General features: G+C 75.0%; 27 protein-coding genes. 17 read left to right on the top strand and 10 right to left on the bottom strand.

All coding sequences use genetic code 11. The features are described from left to right. Window positions 1–17 precede the first annotated feature (17 nt). Window positions 18–536 (top strand): VOC family protein, encoded by a 519-nt coding sequence (locus ACI78S_RS06535; protein WP_456971424.1) that lies wholly within the window; start codon window positions 18–20, stop codon window positions 534–536. 24 nt (window positions 537–560) lie between these two features. After that, on the top strand, window positions 561–1,118 hold the full coding sequence (locus ACI78S_RS06530; RefSeq protein WP_456971423.1) for a GNAT family N-acetyltransferase: 558 nt from the start codon (window positions 561–563) through the stop codon (window positions 1,116–1,118). Here the strand turns inward: ACI78S_RS06530 and ACI78S_RS06525 are convergent. Next, window positions 1,102–1,536, bottom strand: a complete 435-nt coding sequence (locus tag ACI78S_RS06525) for a rhodanese-like domain-containing protein (protein ID WP_456971422.1) — start codon at window positions 1,534–1,536, stop codon at window positions 1,102–1,104. The two genes, ACI78S_RS06530 and ACI78S_RS06525, sit on opposite strands and share 17 nt — an antisense overlap. Window positions 1,537–1,658: 122 nt before the next feature. On the opposite strand from ACI78S_RS06525, the gene ACI78S_RS06520 reads away from it, so the two are divergent. Then, entirely contained in the window at window positions 1,659–2,324 is a 666-nt protein-coding gene (locus ACI78S_RS06520; protein WP_456971421.1) for a GntR family transcriptional regulator, read from the top strand. Next, a complete protein-coding gene (locus ACI78S_RS06515) occupies window positions 2,308–3,330 on the top strand; it encodes a 1-aminocyclopropane-1-carboxylate deaminase (RefSeq protein ID WP_456971420.1) in 1,023 nt (340 codons plus the stop codon). The genes ACI78S_RS06520 and ACI78S_RS06515 overlap by 17 nt, the downstream gene beginning before the upstream one ends. 38 nt (window positions 3,331–3,368) lie before the next feature. Here the strand turns inward: ACI78S_RS06515 and ACI78S_RS06510 are convergent, their stop codons facing one another. Further along, complete coding sequence (locus ACI78S_RS06510; RefSeq protein WP_456971419.1) at window positions 3,369–4,646, bottom strand: class I SAM-dependent methyltransferase; 1,278 nt, start codon at window positions 4,644–4,646, stop codon at window positions 3,369–3,371. Between the two features lie 100 nt (window positions 4,647–4,746). After that, the gene (locus tag ACI78S_RS06505; protein ID WP_456971418.1) at window positions 4,747–5,157 is read right to left on the bottom strand and encodes a hypothetical protein; all 411 of its coding nucleotides are present in this window, start codon (window positions 5,155–5,157) and stop codon (window positions 4,747–4,749) included. Between the two features lie 59 nt (window positions 5,158–5,216). On the opposite strand from ACI78S_RS06505, the gene msrA reads away from it, so the two are divergent. The 4 genes from msrA to ACI78S_RS06485 all read left to right on the top strand — a co-directional run bounded on the left by msrA (window position 5,217) and on the right by ACI78S_RS06485 (window position 9,916). Continuing rightward, complete coding sequence (gene msrA / locus ACI78S_RS06500; protein WP_456971417.1) at window positions 5,217–5,870, top strand: peptide-methionine (S)-S-oxide reductase MsrA; 654 nt, start codon at window positions 5,217–5,219, stop codon at window positions 5,868–5,870. 24 nt (window positions 5,871–5,894) lie between these two features. Continuing rightward, window positions 5,895–7,061, top strand: a complete 1,167-nt coding sequence (locus ACI78S_RS06495; RefSeq protein WP_456971416.1) for a class I SAM-dependent methyltransferase — start codon at window positions 5,895–5,897, stop codon at window positions 7,059–7,061. A 55-nt stretch (window positions 7,062–7,116) separates the two neighbouring features. Next, a complete protein-coding gene (locus ACI78S_RS06490; RefSeq protein WP_456971415.1) occupies window positions 7,117–8,205 on the top strand; it encodes a class I SAM-dependent methyltransferase in 1,089 nt (362 codons plus the stop codon). A 127-nt stretch (window positions 8,206–8,332) separates the two neighbouring features. After that, window positions 8,333–9,916, top strand: coding sequence for a methyl-accepting chemotaxis protein (locus ACI78S_RS06485; protein ID WP_456971414.1), 1,584 nt, complete (start codon window positions 8,333–8,335; stop codon window positions 9,914–9,916). Between the two features lie 50 nt (window positions 9,917–9,966). Here the strand turns inward: ACI78S_RS06485 and ACI78S_RS06480 are convergent, their stop codons facing one another. Continuing rightward, window positions 9,967–10,458, bottom strand: a complete 492-nt coding sequence (locus ACI78S_RS06480; protein ID WP_456971413.1) for a phosphoribosyltransferase — start codon at window positions 10,456–10,458, stop codon at window positions 9,967–9,969. A 65-nt stretch (window positions 10,459–10,523) separates the two neighbouring features. On the opposite strand from ACI78S_RS06480, the gene ACI78S_RS06475 reads away from it, so the two are divergent. Continuing rightward, window positions 10,524–11,024 (top strand): hypothetical protein, encoded by a 501-nt coding sequence (locus ACI78S_RS06475; RefSeq protein WP_456971412.1) that lies wholly within the window; start codon window positions 10,524–10,526, stop codon window positions 11,022–11,024. 40 nt (window positions 11,025–11,064) lie between these two features. On the opposite strand, the gene pucL is transcribed toward ACI78S_RS06475, so the two are convergent. Genes pucL through uraD form a run of 3 tightly spaced genes read right to left on the bottom strand, consistent with a single transcriptional unit; the run spans window position 11,065 to window position 12,821 of the window. Beyond that, entirely contained in the window at window positions 11,065–11,955 is an 891-nt protein-coding gene (gene pucL, locus ACI78S_RS06470; RefSeq protein WP_456971411.1) for a factor-independent urate hydroxylase, read from the bottom strand. Between the two features lie 57 nt (window positions 11,956–12,012). Beyond that, window positions 12,013–12,330 (bottom strand): hydroxyisourate hydrolase, encoded by a 318-nt coding sequence (uraH, locus tag ACI78S_RS06465; protein ID WP_456971410.1) that lies wholly within the window; start codon window positions 12,328–12,330, stop codon window positions 12,013–12,015. After that, entirely contained in the window at window positions 12,327–12,821 is a 495-nt protein-coding gene (uraD, locus tag ACI78S_RS06460; protein WP_456971409.1) for a 2-oxo-4-hydroxy-4-carboxy-5-ureidoimidazoline decarboxylase, read from the bottom strand. Before uraD ends, uraH begins: the two co-directional genes overlap by 4 nt. A gap of 44 nt (window positions 12,822–12,865) precedes the next feature. Here uraD and aceB point away from each other — a divergent pair, with 44 nt between their 5' ends. The 6 genes from aceB to ACI78S_RS06430 all read left to right on the top strand — a co-directional run bounded on the left by aceB (window position 12,866) and on the right by ACI78S_RS06430 (window position 18,950). Further along, a complete protein-coding gene (aceB, locus tag ACI78S_RS06455) occupies window positions 12,866–14,437 on the top strand; it encodes a malate synthase A (protein WP_456971408.1) in 1,572 nt (523 codons plus the stop codon). Then, window positions 14,437–15,648 (top strand): DUF6986 family protein, encoded by a 1,212-nt coding sequence (locus tag ACI78S_RS06450; protein WP_456971407.1) that lies wholly within the window; start codon window positions 14,437–14,439, stop codon window positions 15,646–15,648. Before aceB ends, ACI78S_RS06450 begins: the two co-directional genes overlap by 1 nt. A gap of 70 nt (window positions 15,649–15,718) precedes the next feature. Continuing rightward, window positions 15,719–16,444: a DUF5701 family protein gene (locus ACI78S_RS06445; RefSeq protein ID WP_456971406.1), complete on the top strand. Its 726-nt coding sequence runs from the start codon at window positions 15,719–15,721 to the stop codon at window positions 16,442–16,444. Window positions 16,445–16,550: 106 nt separating this feature from the next. Then, complete coding sequence (locus tag ACI78S_RS06440; protein WP_456971405.1) at window positions 16,551–17,534, top strand: anti-sigma factor RsbA family regulatory protein; 984 nt, start codon at window positions 16,551–16,553, stop codon at window positions 17,532–17,534. 55 nt (window positions 17,535–17,589) lie between these two features. After that, window positions 17,590–18,438 carry an SDR family oxidoreductase gene (locus ACI78S_RS06435; RefSeq protein WP_456971404.1) on the top strand — a complete coding sequence of 283 codons (849 nt, stop codon included), beginning with the start codon at window positions 17,590–17,592 and terminating at the stop codon, window positions 18,436–18,438. Beyond that, the gene (locus ACI78S_RS06430) at window positions 18,435–18,950 is read left to right on the top strand and encodes a MarR family winged helix-turn-helix transcriptional regulator (protein WP_456971403.1); all 516 of its coding nucleotides are present in this window, start codon (window positions 18,435–18,437) and stop codon (window positions 18,948–18,950) included. The genes ACI78S_RS06435 and ACI78S_RS06430 overlap by 4 nt, the downstream gene beginning before the upstream one ends. A gap of 4 nt (window positions 18,951–18,954) precedes the next feature. Here ACI78S_RS06430 and ACI78S_RS06425 read toward each other — a convergent pair whose 3' ends face one another. Then, window positions 18,955–19,971 (bottom strand): ATP-dependent DNA ligase, encoded by a 1,017-nt coding sequence (locus ACI78S_RS06425; protein ID WP_456971402.1) that lies wholly within the window; start codon window positions 19,969–19,971, stop codon window positions 18,955–18,957. 250 nt (window positions 19,972–20,221) lie between these two features. Between ACI78S_RS06425 and ACI78S_RS06420 the strand changes: the two genes are divergently transcribed. Both ACI78S_RS06420 and ACI78S_RS06415 read left to right on the top strand, forming a co-directional pair. Then, window positions 20,222–20,797, top strand: coding sequence for an NADPH-dependent FMN reductase (locus ACI78S_RS06420; RefSeq protein WP_456971401.1), 576 nt, complete (start codon window positions 20,222–20,224; stop codon window positions 20,795–20,797). Between the two features lie 22 nt (window positions 20,798–20,819). Beyond that, window positions 20,820–21,311 (top strand): DnaJ family domain-containing protein, encoded by a 492-nt coding sequence (locus ACI78S_RS06415; RefSeq protein ID WP_456971400.1) that lies wholly within the window; start codon window positions 20,820–20,822, stop codon window positions 21,309–21,311. On the opposite strand, the gene ACI78S_RS06410 is transcribed toward ACI78S_RS06415, so the two are convergent. Both ACI78S_RS06410 and ACI78S_RS06405 read right to left on the bottom strand, forming a co-directional pair. Further along, window positions 21,312–23,204, bottom strand: a complete 1,893-nt coding sequence (locus ACI78S_RS06410; RefSeq protein WP_456971399.1) for a hydantoinase B/oxoprolinase family protein — start codon at window positions 23,202–23,204, stop codon at window positions 21,312–21,314. Continuing rightward, window positions 23,201–25,279 (bottom strand): hydantoinase/oxoprolinase family protein, encoded by a 2,079-nt coding sequence (locus tag ACI78S_RS06405; RefSeq protein WP_456971398.1) that lies wholly within the window; start codon window positions 25,277–25,279, stop codon window positions 23,201–23,203. The genes ACI78S_RS06410 and ACI78S_RS06405 overlap by 4 nt, the downstream gene beginning before the upstream one ends. Window positions 25,280–25,290 lie beyond the last annotated feature (11 nt).

The following is a 25,290-nucleotide window of genomic DNA, read 5'->3' as shown; positions in this document are numbered from 1 at the left end:
TGCGGGATGCTGGGGCCATGCCGGTCCAGCGCCTGAACCACGCCGTCCTCTACGTCCGCGACGTGGAGCGCAGCCTCGCCTTCTACCGGGACGTGCTCGGCTTCCGGGTCAAGGCGGAGATCCCGGGGCGGGCGGTGTTCCTGCAGGCCGAGGGGTCGACCAACGACCACGACCTCGGGCTGTTCGCCATCGGCGCGGGCGCCGCCCCCTCGGAGGCCGGCCGGCGCACCGTCGGGCTGTACCACCTGGCGTGGGAGGTCGACACCCTGGCGGAGCTGGCCCGCGTCCGCGACGCCCTGCTGCAGGTCGGCGCGCTGGTCGGCGCCTCCGACCACGCCACCACCAAGGCGCTCTACGCCCAGGACCCCGACGGCCTCGAGTTCGAGGTGTCCTGGCTGCTGCCGGCCGACCTCATCACCGACGACGTCCGGGCCCAGGCCATGGCGATCCGGCCGCTGGACCTCGAGAAGGAGATCGAGCGGTACGGCGCGGGGACCCGCGGCGGCGTCGGGGTCTCCATCCCCACCCTCGCCTGAGGGCGCACGGCAGGATCGCCTGCCGTGGACCCGTTCGAGCTGCCGGTGGGGCCGGTGCTGCTGCGCCCCTGGCGGGAGGACGACGCCGAGGCCGCGTGGGCCGCGCTGCGGGACCCGCAGATCCGGCTGTGGAACGGCGCGGGCTCGGCGTCGCGGGAGGACGTCGCCCGCATGATCCGCGGCCGGATGGACTGGAGCAGGGGCGACCACGCCTCCTTTGCCGTCACCGACACCGCCACGGGAGAGCTGCTCGGCTCGGTCTCCCTGCACTCGATCGACCGCGCCCAGGGGGACGCCGAGATCGGCTACTGGACGGCGCCGGCCGCCCGCGGGCGCGGGATCGCGCCGCTGGTCGTCGACGCCGTCTGCCGCTGGGCCTTCGCCGCGCTCGGGCTCGACCGCATCGAGCTCTGCCACGCCGTGGAGAACGCCGCGTCGGGGCGGGTGGCCGAGAAGGCCGGGTTCACCCGCGAGGGCGCGCTGCGACGGTCCTACCGCTACGGCGACGGCGTCAAGCACGACGAGCTGCTCTGGGCGCGCCTCTCCGACGACCCGCCGCCGGCGCTCAGCACCCGCAGCTGAGGACCGGCGCGGTCAGCGGGTCGGCGTCCGCGCGGCGGGTGCCGTCGGCCGTCTCCACGGGGAGCCCCTCGCGCGCCCAGTACTCGAAGCCGCCGATCATCTCGCGCACCCGGTAGCCGAGCAGGGCGAGCGCGAGGGCCGCCCGGGTGGCCCCGTTGCAGCCGGGTCCCCAGCAGTAGGTGACCACCGGGACGGCCGGGTCCAGCTCGGCCGCGGCCCGCGCCGGGATCTCCCGCCCCGGCAGGTGCAGCGCGCCCGGCACGTGCCCCTGCGCCCACGCCTCGGCGCTGCGGCTGTCGAGCAGCACGAAGCCGCCTGCGCCGAGCGCGGCCGCGACGTCGCTGACGTCGGTCTCGACCGCCAGGCGGTGGGCGAAGTGGGCGGCGGCCTCGGCGGGCGGGGCCCAGTCGGCGAACATGCGCCGACTGTGCGGGTCGGCCGCCGTCCGCACGAGGCCCTGCCCTGCCAGCTCCCGCACCGAAATGGCCATTCCGGTGGGAGGGCTTGACGGAACGGGATCTGACATCTGAAATGTCAGTGGTGTCCAGCGGCCTCGCCCCCGTCGGCCGGGTCCTGCTGCGCGACCAGGCGACCGAGCGGATCCGGACCGCGATCGTGGCAGGCGACCTCGCCCCGGGGGCCGTGATCAAGGACGCCGAGCTGGCGGCCCGCCTCGGCCTCTCGGTGGCCCCGGTCCGGGCGGCGCTGGCGCGGCTCGCCGACGAGGGGCTGGTCGAGGCCAAGCCGCAGAGCCACACCCGGGTGACCCCGCTCGTCGTCCGCCAGGTCCGCGACGCCGCCGTCGTCGTCCGGGCGATGCACGAGCTCGCCGCGCGCGAGGCGGCCCGCCGGGTGACCGAGGACGACGTCGCCGCGATGCGCGCCGCGAACGAGCGGTTCGCCGCGGCGGTGGCCGCGGGCGACGTCGACGCCGCGATCGCCGCCGACGACGACCTGCACGGCGTGCTGCTGGCCCGTTGCGGGAACGCGGCGCTGACCGCCACCGTCGAGCGCCTCACGCCGGCCATCCGCCGCCTGGAGCGGGCCCGCTTCGCGCCCGGGGACGCCCACCCGTCGGTCGCGCTGCACGACCGCCTGATCGCCGCCTGCGCGGCGGGGGACGTCGCCGCCGCCGTCGCCACCACGACCGTGATCTGGACGGCGCTGCTGTCCGAACTCGAGGAGACCGATGACCAGCCTCGCTGACTTCCCCCGCTACCCGCTGCTGTTCGGGCCCTCGCCGGTGCACCGGCTCGACCGGCTCACCGAGCACCTGGGCGGCGCCGCGGTCTGGGCCAAGCGGGAGGACGTGAACTCCGGCATCGCCTTCGGCGGCAACAAGACCCGCAAGCTCGAGTACCTCGTCGCCGACGCCCTGGCGCAGGGCTGCGACACGCTCGTCTCGATCGGCGGGGTGCAGAGCAACCACACCCGCCAGGTCGCCGCCGTCGCCGCCCGCGTGGGCCTGTCGTGCGTGCTCGTGCAGGAGAGCTGGGTCGACTGGCCCGACGCGGTCTACGACAAGGTCGGCAACATCCTGATCAGCCGGCTGGCCGGGGCCGACGTCCGGCTGGTCAAGGCCGGGTTCGGCATCGGGTTCAAGGAGAGCTGGGAGGCGGCGCTCGCCGAGATCGAGGCGCGCGGCGGCAAGCCGTACGCCATCCCGGCCGGCGCCAGCGACCACCCGCTGGGCGGGCACGGCTTCGCGGGCTGGGCGCACGAGGTGGCCGCGCAGGAGGCCGAGCTCGGCGTCTTCTTCGACACCGTCGTCGTCTGCTCGGTCACCGGCTCCACCCAGGCCGGCATGGTGGCCGGCTTCGCCCAGCTCGAGGAGGCCGGCGGCCGGCCGCGCCGGGTGCTCGGCATCGACGCCAGCGCCAAGCCGGCCGAGACGCGCGAGCAGGTGCTGCGGATCGCCCAGCGCACGGCGAAGGCGATCGGCGTGCAGCGGGAGCTCACCGCCGACGACGTCGAGCTCGACGAGCGCTACCACGCCGGGACCTACGGCATCCCCGACGAGACCACGATCCGGGCGATGGAGACCGCCGCGCGCACCGAGGGCATGGTCACCGACCCCGTCTACGAGGGGAAGTCGATGGCGGCGGTGATCGACCTCGTCGGCCGCGGCGAGATCGCGCCGTCGTCCACGGTGCTCTACGCGCACCTGGGCGGCCAGCCGGCGCTCAACGGCTACAGCGCGCTCTTCTCGTGAGGTGGTGGGGGGCTTCGGTGCAGAGAGCCCCCACCACCTCACCAGGTGGGGGTGCGGGCCAGGCCGAGCTGGCTGACGCCGAGGTAGCCGACGCGGAACCCCGCCTCGCAGTAGGCGAGGTAGAACTCCCACATCCGGCGGAAGGTGTCGTCGAAGGCGCCCTCGAGCCGGCTCCAGTTGGCCAGGAACCGCTCCCGCCACAGCGCGAGCGTGCGCGCGTAGTGCGGCCCCAGCTCGCGCCGCTCGACGACGGACAGCAGCGTGTGCGCGGCCAGGTTGTCCTCGATGGCCCGCAATGACGGGATGATCCCGCCCGGGAAGACGTACTTGTGGATCCAGGTGTAGCCGCGGCGGGTGGCCAGCATCCGGTCGTGCGGCATGGTGATCGACTGCAGGCCCACGCGCCCGCCCGGGGCGAGCAGCTGGTCCAGCGCGGTGAAGTAGGTGGGCCAGTACCGCTCGCCGACCGCCTCGATCATCTCCACCGAGACGACGGCGTCGTACTGCCCGCGCGCGTCCCGGTAGTCCTGCAGCCGGACGTCGACCCGGTCGGCCACGCCCGCCGCGGCGGCGCGCTCGAGGGCCAGGCGCCGCTGCTCCGAGGAGAGGGTGAGCGTGGTGACCGAGGCGCCCCGCTCCTGCGCCGCCCGGATCGCCAGCGCCCCCCACCCGGAGCCGATCTCCAGCACCCGCATGCCCGACCGCACCCGCGCCAGGTCGAGGATCCCGTCGATCTTGCGCAGCTGGGCGGACCGCAGGTCGTCACCGGGCTCGAACCAGGCCGACGAGTAGGTCATGGTCTCGTCGAGGAACTCGGCGAACAGCTCGTTGGACAGGTCGTAGTGCCGGGAGATGTTGCCCCGGCTGTTCTCCCTGGTGTTCTCCTCGTGCGCGGGCTGGGTCCGCTCGACCGCGTGCCGCAGCTTCTGCAGCGCCGGGTGCACCAGCCGGGCGAGGCGGGCGGCGAAGGCCGAGAGCAGGTCGGCGAGGTCGGTGCCGGCGCCGGTCGTCCAGTCGCCGGTCATGTAGGCCTCGCCGAAACCGATCTTGACGTCGGCGCCCAGCCGGGCGAAGAACGCCTGCGGCCGGACCAGGCGCATGACCGGCGCGTCCTTGCCGCCGGCCCCCAGCACCCGCCCGTCGGGCAGCACGACGCGGATCGGCAGCGGGGCCACCGCGGAGCGGAACACCGCCTCGGCGACGCGCGCGCGGAACGGGGCGCGCGGCGGCGTCGCCAGCCCGGGCCAGTGCGCCTCGTCGGGGCGCGGCACCGGGAACCCGGGCCGGTCGGTCCGGTCGGCGTGGACGGTGGTCATGGCCCGCTCCTCTCCTCCCGCACGGACCGACGGCGTCGTCGATCGGGCTTGCTGCGCGGATCGTGCGCGGTGCCGCCCCGCTCCGGCAACAGGCTCGCCGCTACGACCTTCGTCGGTGCACCCGATCGGGTGCGGCCGCCGCCACCTGCGGGTCTGCCCGGCGCGGCCGATCGAGGAAACCCGGACGCCGCGGGTCAGGAAGCCAGCCGGACGACCATCTTCCCGGTGTCGCCCCCGCGCACGAGGTCGAGGAAGGCCGGAGGGACCGGGAGCCGACGACCCGGCCGACGGCGCCGCCCCGCATCGTCTCGCCGACCTGCCAGGGCGGGGCGTACGAGGGGCCGGGGCGCATCCGGCCGCGCACGTACGGGTCCACCGACATCACCAGCAGGCGGACGACGACCTGCCCCTCGGCGGGCTCGGGCCGCTCGAGCTCGACCAGGCGGACGTCGGCGGGGACGGGCTCGCCGTGCGGCTGGGGGGCCAGCTGCCACTCGCGGGTCCGGATCACCACCGCATCCTGCACCGCGCGCCGTCCGGCGGGTTGCAGCGCCGTCCTACGCTCGGGACATGGTCTTCTCCCGGTTCAAGACGCAGCCGGTCTCGTCCGCCGACGCCCTCCCCGGCCGCCCCACGCCCCTGCCGGGCATCCCCGAGGTGCACGCGGTCAACGGCAACCGCATCCAGCCGCCGTTCCCGGCGGGCCTGCAGACCGCCGTCTTCGGCGCCGGCTGCTTCTGGGGCGTGGAGAAGGTCTTCTGGCAGACGCCGGGCGTCTACTCCACCGCCGCCGGCTACGCGGGCGGGTACACGCCGAACCCCACCTACGAGGAGGTCTGCTCGGCGCGCACCGGGCACGCCGAGGTCGTCCTCGTCGTGTTCGACCCCGCGCAGATCTCCTACGAGCAGCTGCTCAAGGTGTTCTGGGAGGACCACGACCCGACCCAGGGCATGCGCCAGGGCAACGACATCGGCACCCAGTACCGCTCGGCGATCTACTACGACGGCCCCGAGCAGGAGGCCGCCGCCCGCGCCAGCCGCGAGGCCTTCCAGCAGCGGCTGGAGGAGGCCGGTTACGGGGAGATCACCACCGAGATCGCCCCGCTGCGGGAGTTCTTCTACGCCGAGGACTACCACCAGCAGTACCTGTACAAGGTGCCCAACGGCTACTGCCCGGTGCACTCCACCGGCGTCTCCTGCCCGGTCGGCCTCCCCGGCGTCTGAACGACCACCGACATGGCCGTCTCGGTGCCTGACTCCGTTCCGGAGCCCGGGCGCGGCACCACCGGGATGGCGATCTCGCGGGGCGAGGCGCTGTTCGCGCGGCTGTCGCGGGAGCCCGACGTCGAGGCGCCGGACCTCGTCGCCGTCGACGCCACCGACCGCCTGCTGCTCGACGAGGCCGCTGGCCTGCTCCGGGCGGCCGGCCCGGGTGAGGTCGCGGTCGTCGACGACTCGTACGGCGCCCTCACGCTGGGCGCCGTGGCGGTGCACGGCGCCGAGGACGTCCGCGTCCACCAGGACCTGCTGGTCGCCGAGCAGGCGCTCGCGCTCAACGCCGGGCGCACCGGGCTCGCCGGCGCCTACCGCTCGACCGGCCTCGACGCCGGCCTGGCCCGCGGTGCCCGCGTCGTCCTGGTCAAGGCGCCCAGGGCGCTCGACGCGCTGCGGGAGATCGCCGAGGTGGTGGCCGCGTCGGCGGCGCCCGACGTGACCGTGCTCGTCGGCGGGCGGGTCAAGCACATGACGCACGCGATGAACGAGGTCCTGCGCGACTCGTTCGCCGACGTCACCGCCACGCTGGCCCGGCAGAAGTCGCGGCTGCTCGTGGCGCGGGGCCCGCGACCGGGACCGTCGTCGTTCCCGCGCTGCCGGCACCACCCCGACCTCGGGCTCACCGTCTGCGCGCACGGCGCCGCCTTCGCCGGCACGAAGGTCGACCTCGGCACCCGCGCGCTGCTGCGCGACCGGCCGGGCGATGTCGCCGGGAGCACCGCGCTCGACCTCGGTTGCGGCACCGGGGTGCTGGCCACCGCGCTGGCCCGGGCCCACCCGGACCTGGAGGTGCTGGCCACCGACCAGTCGGCGGCCGCCGTGGCGTCCGCGGCGGCGACGGCCGCGGCGAACGACGTGCGGGTCACGGTGCTGCGCGACGACGCCGCCGCCGGCGTGCCCGACGGCGGGGTCGACCTGGTGGTCTGCAACCCGCCGTTCCACGTCGGCGCCGCGGTGGTGACCACCGCGGCCGACCGGCTGTTCGCCGCCGCCGGCCGCGTGCTCCGGCCCGGCGGCCGGCTGTGGACGGTGTTCAACTCGCCGCTGCCCCACCCGGTGGCGCTGCGCCGGCTGGTCGGCCCCACCCGCGTGGTCGCCCGCGACCGGCGCTTCACCGTCACCGTGTCCACCCGCCGCTGACGTCGGGACGGAAGGCCCTGTCGGCGGGCACCGGCCCGGGCCACCGTCGGGGTCCGTGACGACGACCGAACCCGATCCCGTGGTGCAGGGCGCCCTCGCCGACCGGCTGCTCGGCGCGGTGATCGGCACGTTCGAGGTGGCGGCGGTGGAGCTCGGGGTGCGGCTGGGCTGGTACCGGGCCCTGGCCCAGGCGCCCGCCACGGCGCCGGAGCTGGCCGGGCGGACCGGCACCGAGGCCCGCTACGCCCGCGAGTGGCTCGAGCAGCAGGCGGTGGCCGGTTACCTGGCCGTCGACGACGTCCGCGCCGCTCCGGACGCGCGCCGCTACACCCTGCCCGAGGAGCACCGCCGGATCCTGGTCGACGAGGTGGACCCGCTGTACATGGCGCCGATGCCCCGGCTCGCCCTGGCCTTCACCCGGAACCTCGAGAAGCTGGTGGAGGTCTACCGCGGCGGCCGCGGCCTGGGCTGGCACGAGATGGGCCCCGACGCGTGGGAGGGCCAGGCCGCCGTCAACCGCCCGTTCTTCCTCACAGCCCTGGTGCCCGACGTGCTGGCCACGCTGCCCGACGTCGACGCCGCGCTGCGCGGCGGCGGCCGGGTCGCCGACGTGGGCTGCGGGATGGGGTGGTCGTCGGTGGGGATCGCCACCGGGTACCCGACCGCGCGCGTCGACGGCTACGACGTCGACGTCCCCTCGGTGGAGCAGGCCCAGCGCAACGCGCTGGAGGCCGGCGTCGCCGACCGGGTGCGGTTCCACGTGGTGGACGTCGGCGACGTCGCGGAGGACGGCGCGTACGACCTGGCGCTGGCCTTCGAGTGCGTGCACGACCTGCCGGACCCGGTGGCGGTGCTGGCGGCGATGCGGCGGATGGTGCGTCCCGGCGGCACCGTCCTGGTCGCCGACGAGCGGGTGGCCGAGGAGTTCACCGCACCCGGGGACGAGATCGAGCGGCTGATGTACGGCTACAGCCTCTTCTGCTGCCTGCCGGACGGGTTGTCGACCCGGCCCTCGGTCGGCACCGGCACCGTGATGCGGCCGGCCACCCTGGAGCGGTACGCGCGCACGGCCGGCTTCGTCGGCATCGAGGTCCTCCCCGTCGAGAACGACTTCTTCCGCTTCTACCGCCTGCGGCAGGAGTGACGGAGGTCACGAGAGGGTCAAGACTTCAAGTCTTCAAGCTCTCGGCTGTAGTCGCTCCAGCGATGTGCCGATGGCAGCGGCACGGTGGACCGCCCACCGGTTCAGCCGGCCTTCGCTGGAGAGCGTTGTGGCTCGCTTCTGGTCCGACCGCCCGCTGGGCGTCAAGCTCGCCGTCCTCGTCGCCGCGGGGGCGCTCGCGCTCGCCGCGTTCGCCGTCCTCACCGTCCGGTCGCTGCAGGACACCGGGGAGCGGGCCGAGACCCTGCTGCGCGCCAACGAGGCCACCGGGCTGGCGCTCGAGGCGGACATGATGCACGACGCCGTCCGGGCCGACGTGCTGCAGGCGCTGCTCAGCGGCGGGGCGGGGGAGCAGTACCGGGGCGCCGTCGCCGACCTCGGCGACCACGGCGCCACCTTCCGCGACATCCTCGACCGGCTGGCCGCCGCCCCGCTGAGCGACGAGGTCGACGCCGCGGTCGCCGGCGTCGTCCCGGACGTGGAGGGCTACCTCGCCGCCGCGGACCAGGTGGTCACCCTGGCCGGGCGCGACCCGGCGGCGGCCGCGGCGCTCTACCCGAGCTTCGGGGACCAGTTCGGCGCGCTGGAGGAGTCGCTGCCCTCCGTGGGCGAGGCGATCGACGCGCACGCCGCGGCCGCGGTCGAGCGGACGACGGCCGAGCGCGGCACGGCGATCACCCTCGCCGTCCTCGTCGCCGCGGGCGGCGTGGCGCTGCTCGCCGGGCTGGGCTGGGTGATCACCCGGTCCGTCGTCGGCCCGCTGCGGCGGGTGGGCGCGGTCGTGGCCGCGCTCGCCGAGGGCGACCTGCGCGGGGAGACCGGCGTGACCAGCCGCGACGAGGTGGGCCGGATGGCCGTGGGGCTGGAGGCAGCGATGGCCGACATGCGCACCGTGGTGGCCGCGATCGGCGACAGCTCGACGACGCTGGCCTCGGCGACCGAGCAGCTGTCGGCGAGCGCCCAGGACATGGCGCGCCTGGCCGGGGAGTCCGCCACGCAGAGCGGGGTCGTGGCCACCGCGGCCGGGCAGGTGTCGACCAACGTGCAGACGGTCGCCGCCGGCTCGGAGCAGATGGGCGCCAGCATCCGCGAGATCGCGCAGAACGCGGCGGAGGTGGCCCGGGTGGCCGCCCAGGCCGTCGACGTCGCCGGTGCCACCACCGCGACCGTGGCCAAGCTGGGCGAGTCGTCGCTGGAGATCGCCGGCGTGGTCAAGGTCATCACCAGCATCGCGGAGCAGACCAACCTGCTGGCGCTCAACGCGACCATCGAGGCCGCGCGCGCCGGGGAGGCGGGCAAGGGCTTCGCGGTGGTGGCCAACGAGGTCAAGGAGCTGGCCCAGGAGACGGCCAAGGCCACCGAGGACATCTCGCACCGGGTGGAGGCGATCCAGGCCGACACCGACGGCGCGGTGCGGGCCATCGGCGAGATCGCCTCGATCATCGCCGTCATCAACGACTCCCAGGGCACCATCGCGGCGGCGGTGGAGGAGCAGACCGCGACGACGACCGAGATGAACCGCAACGTGAGCGAGGCGGCGCAGTCGGCCGACCGGATCGCCGAGAACATCGCCGCCGTGGCCAGCGCCACCGGGTCGACGACGCACGCCATGGCCGACGCGCGGTCGGCCATCGAGGAGGTGGCGCGGATGGCCTCCGCGCTGCACTCCTCGGTCTCCCGCTTCCGGTACTGACCGGGAGAAGGGGCGCCGGCGGCGGAGGGTCTCCCGCCGCCGGCGCCCGCCTACGACCGGGAGCGGCGCCGCTCACGCACCGGCGGCAGCGTGGACCAGGGGAAGTCGATCCAGCGGTCGGTGCGCTTCCAGACGTAGTCGCAGCGCACGATGGAGCGCGGCTTCTCGTAGATCACCGCCGTGCGCACCTCCGCCACGTACCCGGCGCAGAAGTCGCGGACCAGCTCCAGGGTCTTGCCGGTGTCGGCGACGTCGTCGGCGACCAGCACGTTCGCCCCGGTCAGGTCGACGACGTCGAGCGTCGGCGGCAGGACGACGGGCAGGTCCAGCCGCTCGTCGACGCCGGTGTAGAACTCGACGTTCATCACGAAGAGGTTCTTGACGTCCAGCGCGTAGCCCAGCGCCCCGCCCAGGAACAGGCCGCCGCGGGCGATCGACAGGATCAGGTCGGGCTCGAAGCCGTCGTCGGCCACCTGCTGCGCCAGCTCGCGGCCGGCGGTGCCGAAGGCCTCGTAGGTCAGCGTCTCCCGCGGTTCGCCCACCGCCCGATGGTGGCAGGGCCGTCCGGCCCCTGGGCAGGCGGGCCGGGGACGGGCACGCTGGCGGCATGGCGACTGGCGGCAGGGCGACCGGCGGCAGGGCGACCGGCGGGATGGCGGGACGGATCGCCCGGCGGGTGCTGCCCTGGCTGGCCGCCTGGCTCGGCCTGCAGCTCGTGGTGGGCCTGGCCGGCCGGCTGGCCGCCCGGCGGCTGGACGAGGGCGACGAGAGCACGCGGAGCATCCGCCGGGTGCGCACCCTGGGCCCGCTCGAGCTGCGCCCGGTCAACCCGGAGCTGTCCCGCATCCGCGTCGACCTCGGCATGGCGGGCGGGGAGATCGACCTCACCGGCATCGGCGAGACGGCCGGCGTCGACCTCACCGTGCGCGCGGTGATGGGCGGGCTGGCCGTGCGCGTGCCGGCGGACTGGCGGGTCTGGTCGCGCTTCCGGGGCATCGGCGGCGTGGGCACTGACGGCGGGCTCACGCGCACCCACGACGAGCACGAGGCCGACCTGCGGGTGCACGCCGTCGCCGTGTTCGGCGGGATCGGCGTCGAGGCCGGCTGAGCAGGCAGGTCAGGGGCAGGGCCGTCCAGGAGCAGGCCGGTCAGCAGAAGCCCGGCGTCCCCAGCCAGGCGATCTCGGCGGGCGGGACGTCGTCGCGCTCGACGACGCCCTCGATCAGGCCGTACGGCCGGTCGTCGGCGTGGTAGACGACGTCGGGGTTGTCCAGCCCGAACGCCGACAGGTCCTGCAGGAAGTGGTGCTTGTTCGGCATCGACAGCCGGATCTCGGCCACCTCGCCGAACCGCTCGAGCACCGCCTCGCCCATGGCGTGCAGGGTCTGCTGCAGGGCGAGGGAGTGGGTCACGGCGAAGGTCTCCAGCAGCGCCCCGCGGATGCCGGCGAAGCAGTCCGCGAAGTCCAGCTCGGTGGTGGTGTAGCGCCAGCGCGCGGTGACGGCGGTGGCGAGGATGCGGTCGCGGGTCTCGGCCAGGGTGGTGTACCGGTCGCGGGGAAAGCCCCAGAACTCCGACCCGGTGGTCTTGAGGACGACGAGGTCGGAGAGGCCGGCCAGCACGTGCGCCGCGCCGCCGTCCACCGTCACCACCGCCGTCCGCACCTCGCCGCCGGACCGCCGGAAGGCGTGGTCGTGCGGGGTGCCGCCGACCGCGATGCGCTCCCAGCCGTAGGAGTCCACGGCCACCCGGGCGCCGGTGATCCACGGGTAGGCGCCGGCGAAGTGGCGGGCCAGGCGCAGGCCGAACTCCTCCGGCTGGCCGACGCCGTCGCGGGCGAAGGCGAACACGGTGTTCTTCTGCGCGTCGGTGGTGAGCACGTGCGCGTTGTCGCCGGCGGTGTGGGCCGCGGTGAAGTCGCCGCGCAGGCTGCTGCTGACGTCCAGGTCGACCAGGGTGTGCCGCGGCGTGCTGCGGTCGACGGCGACCACCCGCACCTCGGCCTTGCCGTACTGGTTGCGCCCGAGCCTGATCGCCATGCGCGCACTATGCCCTGGAGTGCCACGGCGCGGTTTCCGCGCCCGTCGCACTCCGCGTCACGAGCCGCGGTAGGTGGAGTAGGCGAACGGGGCCAGCAGCAGCGGCACGTGGTGGTGCTCGGTCCCGGTCCGGACCGTGAAGCTCAGGACCACCTCCGGGAAGAAGGTCTCCTGGCCGCGGTGGGCGAACCAGGCGCCGGTGGCGAAGACCAGCCGGTGCCGGCCCGGCTCGGTCGGCCCCTCGACCAGCCGGCAGCGCCCGTCGGCGTCGGTGACGCCCTGCGCCAGCAGCTCCTCGCCGGCGAACAGCCGGACGGCGATGCCCGCGGCCGGCCGGCCGCTGGTCGAGTCGAGCACGTGCGTCGAGACGCTCATCCGACGAGTCCCCTCACCCTGAGGCCCGTGATCTGGGCCAGCTGCTCGGTGACCTCTACCCGCTCGGCGGCCTCGTCGTTCCCGAGCCGGCGGCGCAGCTCGGCGAGCATCTCCTCCGGCGAGCGGCCCGCGGCCCGGATCAGGAACACGTGGTCGAAGCGCTCCTCGTAGGCGCGGTTGCCCTCGAGCAGCGCCGCGCGCACGTCGTCGTCCGCCCCCGCCATCGAGCTCTGCTCCCGCCGCGAGGCCTGCGCCTCGGCCGACGAGCCCTCCACGCGGTCGCCGATGCGCGGGTGGGCGGCCAGCGCGAGCTGGACCTCGGCCCACGGCAGCGCCCGGACGACCTCCTCGGCGCGGGCGACGAGCGTCTCGACGTCGCGGTAGGGGCGGCCGGCCACCACCTCGGCGGCGAACCGCGGCGCGGCGTTGCACGCCCGCAGCGCCTGGACCGCCCGGTCCGGTGGGTCGGCGTTGAAGTCGTCGAGGGCCACGGTGGGAGGATGCCAGCCCTGCTCACGAGGGAAGGAGTCCCGCGATGGCCGACGTGCGCGTGGAGGGGCCCGGCGTCGAGCGCGCGGAGGAGGTGCTCACTCCCGAGGCGGTGGCGTTCGTCGCCGACCTGCAGACCCGCTTCGGCGGGCACCGCGACGCGCTGCTCGCCGCCCGCGCCACCCGGCGGGCCGAGATCGCCGCCGAGCGCCGGATCGACTTCCGGCCGGAGACCCGGGACGTCCGGGAGGGCGACTGGCGGGTGCCGCCGCCCCCGCCCGGGCTGGTCGACCGCCGGGTCGAGATCACCGGGCCGACCGAGCCGAAGATGGCGATCAACGCGCTCAACTGCGGCGCGAACGTCTGGCTGGCCGACCTGGAGGACGCGAACACCCCGCACTGGCGCAACGTCGTCGGCGGGCAGGTGGTGCTGCGCGACGCCGTCCGCCGCGCCCTGGAGTTCACCGCGCCCGACGGCCGCGAGTACCGGATCCGCGACGACGCCGTCCTGCCCACGACCGTGCCCCGCCCCCGGGGCTGGCACCTCGACGAGCGGCACCTGCTGGTCGACGGCCGGCCCACCGTGGGCGCCCTGGTCGACGCCGGGCTGTACCTGTTCCACAACGCCGCCGAGCAGCTGCGGCGCGGGTCCGGCCCCTACTTCTACCTGCCGAAGATGGAGGGCCACCTCGAGGCGGCGCTGTGGGCCCGGGTGTTCGACCACGCCGAGCAGGTGCTGGGCATCCCGGAGGGCTCGATCCGGGCGACCATGCTCATCGAGACCATCCCGGCGGCCTTCGAGATGGAGGAGATGCTGCACGCGCTGGGCAGCCACGCCGCCGGGCTCAACGCCGGCCGCTGGGACTACCTGTTCAGCGTGATCAAGGTCTTCCGCGAGGCCGGGCCGGAGTTCGTGCTGCCCGACCGGGGCGCGGTGACGATGACCGCGCCGATGATGCGGGCCTACACCGACCAGCTCGTCGCCGTGTGCCACCGCCGCGGGGCGATGGCGATCGGCGGCATGGCGGCGTTCATCCCCAGCCGCCGCGACCCCGAGGTCAACGAGCGGGCGCTGGCCAAGGTCCGCGAGGACAAGACCCGCGAGGCCGGCGACGGCTTCGACGGCTCCTGGGTGGCCCACCCCGACCTGGTGCCGGTGTGCAGGGAGGTCTTCGACGGCGTCCTCGGCGAGCGGCCCAACCAGCTCGACCGGCAGCGGCCGGAGGTCTCGGTGACCCCGCAGCAGCTGCTCGACGTCGCGGGGGTGCCCGGCGGGCGGACCATGGCCGGCCTGCGGTCGAACGTCGAGGTGGCGATCCGCTACCTGGCCGCGTGGCTGGGCGGCAACGGCGCGGTCGCCATCCACGACCTGATGGAGGACGCCGCCACCGCGGAGATCAGCCGCTCGCAGGTGTGGCAGTGGGTGCGCAACGGCGTCGTGCTGGACACGGGCGAGACGGTCACCGCGGAGCTGGTCCGCTCCGTCGTCGCCGAGGAGGTGGCCGGGATCGGCGAGCTACCGCGGCTCGACGACGCCCGGCGGCTGTTCGAGCAGGTCGCGCTGGCCGAGGACTTCCCGGACTTCCTCACCCTGCCGGCCTACGAGCTCATCGGCTGATGGGCCTGGACGAGAGCGTCTACGCCGAGCTGGACCGGCGGCTGGGCCCGGTCGACGCGGCGCGGCTGGCCGCCTTCCCCGGGGAGCGGTCCGGGCGGCAACCGGTGCACACCTGCTACGTGCCCGCCGACGCCGTCGGCCCGGGGCTCGCGCGCTCGTGGGGGGAGGCCGCGCTCGCCGCCCTCGACGAGCACGGCCTGCCCGACCTCGGCCTCGACCCGGCCGTGGTCGAGGAGGTCCTGCCCCGGGTGCGCGCCAAGCTCGCGGCCGAGCCCCTGGAGGACCTCCGCGTCGACGCCGAGGACGGCTACCGGGGCGGTCCCGACCGGGAGGACGACGACGTGCTGCGGGCCGCGGCCGCGATCGCCGCCGAGCCGCTGCCCGCGGTGGGCGTGCGGGCGAAGTCGCTGGAGGGGCCCACCCGGCGCCGCGGCGTCCGCACCCTCGACCTCTTCCTCGGGGCCTTCGGTACCGAAAGCCCGGGTCGGCGGGCGACCGTGACGCTGCCCAAGGTGACCGACGTCGAGCAGGTCCGCGCGTTCCTGCCGGTGCTCGACGCGCTGGAGGACGCGCACGGCGTGGCCCTCGACCTGGAGCTGCAGGTGGAGACCCCGCAGGCGGTGCTCGGCCCGGACGGCACCGCGACCCTGGCCCGCATGGTGCACGCGGCGGGCCCCCGGCTGACCGGGCTGCACCACGGCACGTACGACTACAGCGCCGCCCTGGGCATCGCCGCCGCGTACCAGTCCTCCGACCACCCGGCGGCCGACTTCGCCAAGCAGGTGGCGCAGGTGGCCGTCGCCGGCACCGGCGCCCGGGCGGTCGACGGCTCGACCAACGTGCTGCCCGTCGGCCCGCGCGCGCACGTGCACGCGGCCTGGCGGCTGCACGCCGGGCTCGTCCGGCGGGCGCTCGAGCGCGGCTTCTACCAGGGCTGGGACCTGCACCCCGCGCAGCTGGTCACCCGGTACGTGGCCACCTACGCCTTCTTCCGGGCGGCCCTGCCGGCCGCCGGCGCCCGCCTGTCGGCCTACCTCGACCGCACCGCAGGCGGCGTGCTCGACGAGCCCGCGACCGCCCGGGCGCTGGCCGGGGTGGTGCTGCGCGGGCTGGACTGCGGCGCCCTCGCGGAGGACGAGGTGGTCACGGCGACGGGCGTGTCGTCGGTTGAGGTCGTTAAGCTGGCCGGCCGGCGGCCTGGGGGACCCTGAGGCGCCGCCGATCGTGCCAGACCGGCAGCCCGCGACGACGCGGCGCCCGCCCGTGGACGAGAGGGACCCGATGACCACCGTGGAGCGCACGACCACCGTGGGGCCGACGAGCAGCGTGCAGCCGCCGGTCGTCCGCACGGAGGCCGACCTGGAGTTCGACCGGCAGGTGGACGCGCTGGTCGCCGCGGGGCTGCCCGGCTGGCGGGAGCTGGCCGACGAGTGCTTCCGCGCCTGGTTGGAGCCGCTGCGCGACCTGCTGCCGACGCTGCCCGCCAGCTGCGGGATCCCCTTCGTGGTCGTCGTCCCCGACGCGCCGGTCGTCGACGTGCTGCGCACCGTCCGGATGGTCGGCGGCGCAGGCTTCACCACGATGGAGCCCGAGGACCTCGCCGGCTTCCGGCCGCTGCCGGAGCTCGACGTCCCGGCGACCCCTTACCTGCTGCTCGACGTCGACCCCGGGCCGGCCACGCTCGGCCTGCCGCCCACGCGGGCCACCGAGGACATCGCGGCGGCCGGGCGCACGCCGCTGACCGTCGCCGAGGGGCTGGCGGTCCTCGTCTCCGACCACGGGGTGCTGCGGTCGCGCAACTGCTTCTCCCTGGCCGGCTCCCGCGCCGGCGACAAGCGGGTGCCCGCGCTGTGGGTCAGCGCCCGCCGCCCCCGTCTCGGCTGGTGCTACCAGGGCGCCCCGCACACATGGCTGGGCACCGCCTCGTGCGGCGGCCGGCTGGCCGCGCCCCCGCCCGGTTCGGGACGCGGATCTCACCACCCCGTGTCAAGGTCGGGGGCGGACTGACCGAGAATCCATGTGAGCGTTGACGGCAGCAGCAGCGGGCAGCACCGCCCGGGGAGACGGTCGAGGGCCAGTGAACGGTACGTCTGAGGGGTTGTCTCCTGCAGCCGTGCCCGTCGTCGGACCGGCCGTGGACCACGCCGACCCGAGCGGTGGCGGCGGCTTCCGCCACGGTGCCGCCGTGTTCGACTCCGACACCGCGCTGCTGGAGGTCGCCGTCCCCTTCGTGGAGGACGGCCTCGCGTCCGGTGAGCTGGTCGTGATCAGCTGCACGGAGGAGAGCGCCGAGCTCGTCCTGCGCGCGCTGGGTCCCGCCGGCCGGGACGTCCCCGTCGACCGCGGGCTCGTCCCCGACGGCACGTCGGGCCCCGACGTCTTCACCCACCTGCGCCAGTACACCGTCCGGGCCGGCCTGGACGGGGCGAGCCGGGTGCGCGTCCTGGCCGAGGTGCCCGCCACCGACGAGCCGCGCCAGGTGCGCGAGGAGAAGCGCATCGAGGCCGCCGTCAACCGCGTCGCGGCCGAGCTGCCGCTGACCAACCTGTGCGTCTACGACAGCCGGCGGCTGCCGGCGGAGCTGGTGGACAGCGCCCGCAGCACGCACCCGCACCTGGTCTCCGGGGCGGCGTGGACGCCGAACGGGGCCTACCTCGACCCCGCCGAGTACGTGCGCGCCCTGCCCACCCCGCGGGAGCCGCTGGAGGACACCCCCGCCCTGGTGGTGGTCGACGACGCCCCCTCGCTGCCGGAGCTGCGGCACCGGCTCACCGGGGCGCTCCCCGGCCTGGTGCGGGACGAGGAGCAGCTGGAGGACCTCCGGCTGGGCATCAGCGAGGTGGCCGCCAACGCCTTCCGGCACGGCCGCCGGCCCGTCTCGGGGCGGCTGTACGCCGACCGCGACCGGCTGGTGTGCGCCATCACCGACAGCGGGACGTCGTTCGAGGGCACCCTGGCCGGTTTCATCCCGGCCCACGGCTTCGACCTGGGGCGCGGCGGCATGGGTCTCTGGCTGGCCCGCAAGCTGTTCGACCACGTCGACCTGCTGCCCGGGCCGACCGGCCTCACCGTGCGGTTGAGCACGGCCCTGCGCTGAGGACCCGCCGCCGGGTCGCTTGACGTCCCAGATGCCTCACTGCTGAGGTATCGGCGTGATCGTGGTGACGGCCGCCGGTGGTCCCACCGGCACCGCCGTCGTCCGGGCACTGCGCGAGCGCGGCCTCGCCGTGCGCGCCGTCGTGGCCCGCCGCGGGCCACGGCCGGAGCTCGAGGCGCTCGGCGCCGAGGTGGTGCGGGGCGAGCTGACCCAGCCGCAGCCCTGGCAGTCGCTGCTGGCCGGTGCCGACGCGCTCTACCTGGTCTGGCCCAACTTCGACCCCGACGAGCCCGAGGGTGCCCGGGCGCTGTTCGCCGAGGCCCGCCGTGCGGGACTGCCCCGGCTGGTCTACCACTCCGTGCTGCGCCCGCAGGCGCGGGCCATGCCGCACCACGCGGGCAAGGACCGGGCCGAGGAAGCCCTCGACGCCAGCGGCGTCCCGTGGCGGGTGCTGCAGCCCTGCGCCTACGCCGACAACTTCGACGCCCTGCTGCCCGAGGTGGCCGCCGGCGGGGTGCTGCGCAGCCGCTGGGGGCTGCGGCAGGCGCAGTCGCTGGTCGACCTGCGCGACGTGGCCGAGGCCGCGGCCGTGCTGCTGACCGAGGACGGGCTGGACGGCGGCACGTTCGAGGCGGTCGGCCCCGAGCCGCTCACCGCGCCCCGGCTGGCCGAGCTCATGGGCCAGCGGCTGGGCCGCGACGTGGTGGCGGAGGACGTCGTCCCGACCGGCGAGGTGCCGGCCTCCTACGCCGGACGCTGCCTGCGCACGATGTTCGACCACTACCGGGCGCACGGGTTCACCGGGAGCCCGCGGGTGCTCACCGCCCTGCTCGGCCGGCCGCCGCGCACCTTCGCCGAGCACCTGGCCGACGTGCACCCGGACGACGAGGGGGTCCCCGCGTGAGCGGGGAGGGGCGCGACGCCGTCGACCTGATCCTCGAGCAGTGGCGCCGCGAGCGGCCCGACCTGGACTGCTCGCCGATGGGCATCATCGGCCGGATCACCCAGGCCCAGCGCGAGGTCCACCTGGCCCAGCGGGCCACCTTCGCCCGGCACGGGCTCGACGCCCCGGCCTTCGACGTCCTCGCCGCGCTGCGCCGGGCCGGCGCGCCCTACCAGCTCACCCCCACCGCGCTGATGCGCACCGCGCTGGTGACCTCGGGCGCGATCACCCAGCGGCTGGACCGGCTGGAGGAGAAGGGGCTCATCACCCGCGAGCGCAGCGAGACCGACGGGCGGGCCGTCGTCGTCACGCTGACCGACGCCGGCCGGGCCGCGCTCGACGCCGCGCTGCCCGACCACCTCGAGACCGAGCGCCGGCTGCTGGCCGGGCTGTCCGCCGCCGACCGCGCCCAACTGGCCGACCTGCTGCGCCGCTTCCTCGTCGCCCTCGGCCGGACCCCGCAGGAGCCGTGAGGGACTAGGCCAGCGGCGGGACGTCGCCGGGCGTGAGGTCGGACCGCACGCGGACGAAGCGCATCGGGTGCCGGAACACGCCGGCCTGCAGCGCGGCGTCCGCGCTGACCTCGACGACGACGTCGGGCTCGACCTTGGTCAGCGGGACCGACAGCCGGCCGCCGCCGAACCGGCCGGTGCCGATCCGGTCGGGCCAGGGGTGGTCGGGCCCGGCGGGGCGCAGGACGGCGGCGAGCTCCGCGGCCTGCCGGGGCGAGAGCGGGCTGGTCCGGCCGACGACGACGAGCTCGCCGTCCCGCACCAGCCCGGCGACGAGCTGGCTCGGCCGCTCGATGGGGCCGATGACGCCGCCGGCGACGACTTCCGTGGTCTCCCACGACTTGACCTTCAGCCACTCCCGGCGGCCCGGGGCGTACCGGCTCGACGCCCCCTTGACCACCAGCCCCTCGACGCCGGCCGGGCGGAAGTCGGCGAACCACTGCCGGGCCTCGTCGAGGTCGGCGGTGAGCGGCGAGAGCTGCAGCGGCGGCGCCCAGCGGGATGCCATCGCCTCCAGCTGCTCCCGGCGCACCCGCAGCGTGCGGCGGCGCAGGTCCGACCCGCCGGCGGCGAGCAGGTCGAAGGCGACGTAGGACGCCGGCGCGGCGGCCACCAGGGCGGCGATCCGGCCGGGCGCGGTGGACATGCGCTGCTGGAGCAGGCCGAAGTCCAGCCGCGAGCCGTTCCAGACGACCACCTCGCCGTCGACCACGCTGCCGGCGGGCACCTGCGCCACGGCCGCGGCGGCGATGTCGGGGAAGCGGTCGGTCAGGTCGCGGCCCTGCTTGGACCACAGCCGGGTGGCCCGCGCCGAGCGCACGACCACCAGCCGGTAGCCGTCCCACTTGGGCTCGTAGCGGCAGCCGCCGGGCAGGGCGGTCGGGGCCGGGATGTCGCGCACCGGCTTGGCCAGCTCCACCGCCACCGGTCCGGCGAGGTCGGGGGGCAGGTCCGGCAACCCCGGGACGAAGGACGACGGCACCGGGACAGCCTGCACGGAGCGTCACGCGCGGCGCTCGCGGCCGACGGCGCGTGTCACCCGTTCGTGGCAGGTCTGCACGCTGCGCGAACGCCCCCGCGGACGGCAGCAGTCGGCGGCCCGGGCAAGCGGAACCGGCCGGTCGTGGCCGGATCGTGACTCCGGTGCGGTCACGGGGAGTGAGGGCGGAATCGGTTGCCGTTGCGAACTGTTGAGACGTCAAGCAAGCGCCACCCTGCCGAGGAGCACCACCGTGACCCGTCCCGTCCTGCAGATCATCTCCGCCAGCACCCGCGCCGGCCGCAAGGGCATCGCCGTGGCCCGCTGGTTCCAGCGGTTCGCCGAGGAGCACTCCGGGTTCGAGGTGGAGCTGGTGGACCTGGCCGACGTGGGGCTGCCGGTGTTCGACGAGCCCCACCACCCGCGGCTGCAGCGGTACGTGCACCGGTCGACCCGGGACTGGAGCGCCACCGTCTTGCGCGCCGACGCCTTCGTCTTCGTCACGCCCGAGTACAACCACTCCTTCCCGGCCTCGCTGAAGAACGCCCTGGACCACCTCTCGGTCGAGTGGGCTGACAAGGCGGCCGGGCTGGTCAGCTACGGCGGCGTCTCGGCCGGCCTGCGCGCCGCGACGGCGATCAAGCCGGTGCTGGCCTCGCTGCGCGTGCTGCCGGTCGTCGAGGCCGTCTCGATCCCGTTCTTCGCCCGGTTCCTCACCGACGACGACGAGTTCGCGCCCGACGCCGAGCTCGAGGCCGGCGCCAAGGCGGTGCTCGACGAGCTGGCCCGCGTCACCCCGGCGCTGCGCTCGCTGCGCACCGCCGCCTGAACGCGGGTATCAACGGGAGGCGATGACCGAGCGCAAGCCCCGCGGGATGTCCTTCGAGACCTGGATCGACCAGCAGATCTCGCAGGCCCGGGCGCGGGGCGCGTTCGAGGACCTCGCCGGGGCGGGACGGCCGCTGCCCCGCCGCGACCGCGAGCAGACCAGCTACGACTGGGCGCTGGAGTGGGCTCGGCGGGAGAACGGCGGCACCGACGGGATGCTGCCGCCGGGCCTGGCCCTGCGCAAGGAGCGCGACGGGCTGCCCGACGTCGTCGCGCACCTGCCCTCGGAGGCGGCGGTGCGGGCGCTGGTGGAGGAGTTCAACGGCCGCGTGGCCGCGCACTGGCGCCGTCCGGCCGACCGCGCCGACGCCGTCCCCGGGATGGCCGACCTCGACGCGCTGCTCGAGCGCTGGCGGGCCACCCGCCCGCCGGAGCCCGAGGGTGTCTCCGCGATCACGGCGCCGGAACCGCGCCGGAGGCCCCGGAGGTGGTTCCGGCGCCGTGATCGCGGCTGATCAGAGGACGTCGAACTCGTTGAAGGCCGCGCCGCCCGAGAGCTGGGCGTAGCCGGGCCCGCGGTCGAAGAAGGGTTCGTCGCCGGTGCGCGCCGCCCGCATCGAGGAACGCAGCTCCTCGGTCGCCTCGACGTCTGCCGTGCCGTCCTCGCCCACCACGACGCCGTAGTCCTCGCGGGCACCGGCGACGCTCACCTTGCGCCACGCGATGTCGCGCAGCACCTCCTCGACCGGCCGGTCCAGCGGGTCGCCCCAGCCGCCGCCGCCGGTCGTGCGGATCCGGACGACGGTGCCGGCCCTCAGCGGCTCGGCGTCGGCGAGCGCGTCGACGTCGTGCTCGTCCGGGCCGCCCGGGTCGACCGTGATCTGGAACGGCCGCCCGGCCTTGCCGCCCTTGACGCCCCAGCAGGACAGGATCGAGCGGTCGGCGATCGACATGAAGTGCGCGTCGCGCAGCACCCGGATGTGCTTCTCGTAGCCGCAGCCGCCGCGGTAGCGCCCCGGGCCGCCGGAGTCGATCGCCAGCCCGAGCCGCTCCACCCGCAGCGGGAAACGGCCCTCGGTGAACTCCGTCGGCAGGTTCCGCGAGTCGGGGACGACGTGGATGGTGTCCTCGCCGTCGGCGTAGTACCGGCCGCCCGAGCCGCCGCCGAGCACCTCGCGCATCAGGTAGGGGTTGCCGTCGAGGTCGGTGCCGTAGACGCCGGTGTAGCGGATCGTCTCCTGGTCGGCCGGCATCCGGCCGCCGGTGGCCTTGGCCAGCACGCCGGCCAGCACGCCGAGCAGCCGCAGGATGACGAACGTCCGGGCGTTGGTCGGCGCGGGGAAGATCGGGGTGAGCAGCGTGCCCTTCTCGGGGAAGCGCATCTCGATCAGCGGGACGACGCCCTCGTTGACGTCGAGCTGCGCCATCCGCTCCGGCGTCTCGGCCAGGTTGCGCAGGATCGGCGCGAGCCACTTCTTGAGGAAGTTGCCGTCGGCGTAGTCGCCGCAGTGGTTGATCGGGCCCTTGGCCTGCGGGCCGGTGCCGGTGAAGTCGATGACCAGCGGGGTCTCCTTCGAGGAGTCCATGGTCAGCGTGATCCGCTGCCGGTGCAGCTTCGGCTCCTCGACGCCGTCGTGCTCGGCGTAGTCCTCCCACACGTAGGTGCCGTCGGGGATCTGCGAGAGGATCTCCCGCCGGTAGACCTCGGTGGAGCTGGCCAGGATCGCCTCGAAGCACGCCTCGACCGCGGCGACGCCGTAGCGGTCGAACAGCTCGCCGAGCCGCCGCGCGCCGGCCAGGCAGGCCGAGCACTCGGCGTCGAGGTCGGCGGCCAGCGAGTCGGGCATCCGCGAATTGCGGGTCATGATCTTCAGCGCGCTCTCGTTGGGCACGCCGCGGTCCCACAGCTTGATCGGGGGGACCATCAGGCCCTCCTCGTACACGCTGGTCGCCGCCGACGGCATGGAGCCGGGCACGGCGCCGCCGATGTCGTCGTGGTGGCCGAACGCCTGGATGAACGCGACCACCTCCGGCTCCCCGGTCTCGGGCGAGGCCGCGAACACCGGCACGGTCACGCACAGGTCGGGCAGGTGCCCGATGCCGCCCTCGGAGAGGTAGACGTCGTTGTGGAAGAAGACGTCGCCGACGTGCATCGTCTCGATCGGGTAGTCCCGGACGACGGGGTGCACCAGCGCCGAGTAGGAGCGGCCGGTGAGCTTGCGCAGCCTGCGGTCGTGGATGCCGGCGCGGAAGTCGTGCGCGTCGCGGATCATCGGCGAGCGCGACGTCCGCCCGATGGAGGTCTCGACCTCCTTCTCGATCGCGGCGAGCGTGCCGGCGACGATCTCGACGAGGACCGGGTCGGCCTCCACCTTGCTCCCACCGGAACGGCCGTCTCGGTGGTTCATCGGTCCGACTCCTTCGTGAGCAGCAGGTTGCCGTAGGTGTCCACCGTCGCCCGGAAGCCCGGGTGCACCGGCACCGTCGAGCCGAACTCCTCGATGATGGCCGGGCCGCGCACCACGTCCCCCGGCGCCAGGTCGGGCCGGTCGTACGTGGGGGTGTCCACCCAGTCGTCGAAGAACACCCGCCGCGAGCCCGTGACGGCCCGGTCCGTCCCGCCGTCGCGCGGCTCGAGGGCCACCATGTCCGGACGGCGGATCGGCCCGATCCCGCTCACCCGCAGGTTGACCCACTCCACCGCCTGGCGCGGGTCGTCGGCGAAGTCGTAGCCGTAGAGCTGGCGGTGCGCGGCGTGGAAGGCCTGGGCCACCGCCTCGGCGGCGGCGCGGTCGAGGACACCGTCGGCGACCGGCACGCGCACCTCGAACGCCTGGCCGACGTAGCGCAGGTCGGCGGTGCGCTGCATCCGCTGCTCGTCGCGGCCGAACCCCTCGCCGTCCAGGGCCTCCTGGGCCTGGGCCTCCAGCTCGGCGTAGACGGCCTTGACCCGGTCGAGGTCGAGGTCGGCGTGCTTGCTCACCACCGTCTGCACGTAGTCGTTGCGGACGTCGACGGTGAGCAGCCCGAACGCGCTGACGTTGCCCGGGTTCGGCGGCACCAGCGTGCGGGGCAGGCCGAGGACGTCCATGAGCCGGCAGGCCAGCAGCGAGCCCGAGCCGCCGAACGTGGTCAGCGTGAAGTCGCGCACGTCGAGGCCCTTGGCGACGGTGACCTGGCGCAGCGCGTTGGCCTGGTTCCAGGCCGAGATCTCCAGGATGCCGGTGGCGGTGCGCTCGAGGTCGAGGTCCAGCGAGGCGCCCAGCCGCTCCAGCCCGGCGCGGGCGGCGTCGACCGACAGCGGGATCTCGCCGCCGAGCAGGTGCGGGGGGATGCGGCCGAGCACGACGTGGGCGTCGGTGACGGTCGGCTGGTCGCCGCCGGACGGGTAGCACATCGGGCCCGGGTCGGCGCCGGCCGACTTCGGGCCGACCTTGAGCGTGCCCTCGGGCGAGAGCCAGGCGATCGAGCCGCCGCCCGCGCCCACGGTGACGACGTCGATCATCGGGATCTTCGAGGGGTAGTCGCCCACCGACCCCTCGGTGGTCAGCGTCGGCTCCCCGTCGATGACCACGGTGACGTCGGTGGAGGTGCCGCCGCCGTCGCAGGTGAGCACGCGGTCGAAACCGGCGGTGCCGGCGATGAGCGCCGCGCCGAGCGCGCCGGCCGCGGGGCCGGACAGCATGGTGGTGATCGGCTGGTGCACGACCTCCTGCGCCGAGAGCACGCCGCCGTTGCTCTTCATCACGTAGAAGGGCACGCCCGGCGCGATCTCGTCGAGGCGGGTGCGGATGTTGGTGACGTAGGCGCCCACCCTGGGCTTGACCGCGGCGTCGACCAGCGTCGTCACCGAGCGCTCGTACTCCCGGTACTCGCGCAGCACCTCGCTGGACAGCGAGACGACCGCCTCGGGGTGCTCGGCCTCGATCACCTCGAGCATCGCCCGCTCGTGCGCGTCGTTCGCGTAGGAGTGCAGGAAGCAGACGCCGAGGGTGCGGATGCCGGCGTCCCTGAAGAAGCGGACGGCGGCGACGGCGTCGTCCCGGTCGAACGGGCGGACCTCCTCGCCGCGGAAGTCCAGCCGCCCGCGCACGGTGCGCACGAGGTCGGCCGGCACGATCCGCGGCGGCTTGACCCAGAAGTAGCTGTTGCCGTAGCCGTCGGGCACCGACTGCCGGGCGATCTCCAGCACCGACTCGTAGCCCTCGGTGGTGATGAACCCGATCCGGTCGAGCTTGCCCTCGAGCAGCTGGTTGGTCGCCACCGTCGTCCCGTGGCTGACTGCGGTGATCGCCGTGCCGTCCAGCTCCAGCAGCCCGAGGACCTTGCGCACCCCGGCCAGGAAGCCCTCGGCCGGGTCGGCGGGGGTGGAGGGGGTCTTCGTGGTCGTCGTGCGGCCGGTCTCCTCGTCCACGGCGACGACGTCGGTGAACGTCCCCCCGGTGTCGATCCCGATGCGAACCCGTCGGGTCGGCGCACTCATGGCTCGGTACC

Source organism: Geodermatophilus sp. SYSU D00815, assembly GCF_054050035.1.
This window is presented reverse-complemented; position numbering and strand designations above follow the sequence as displayed.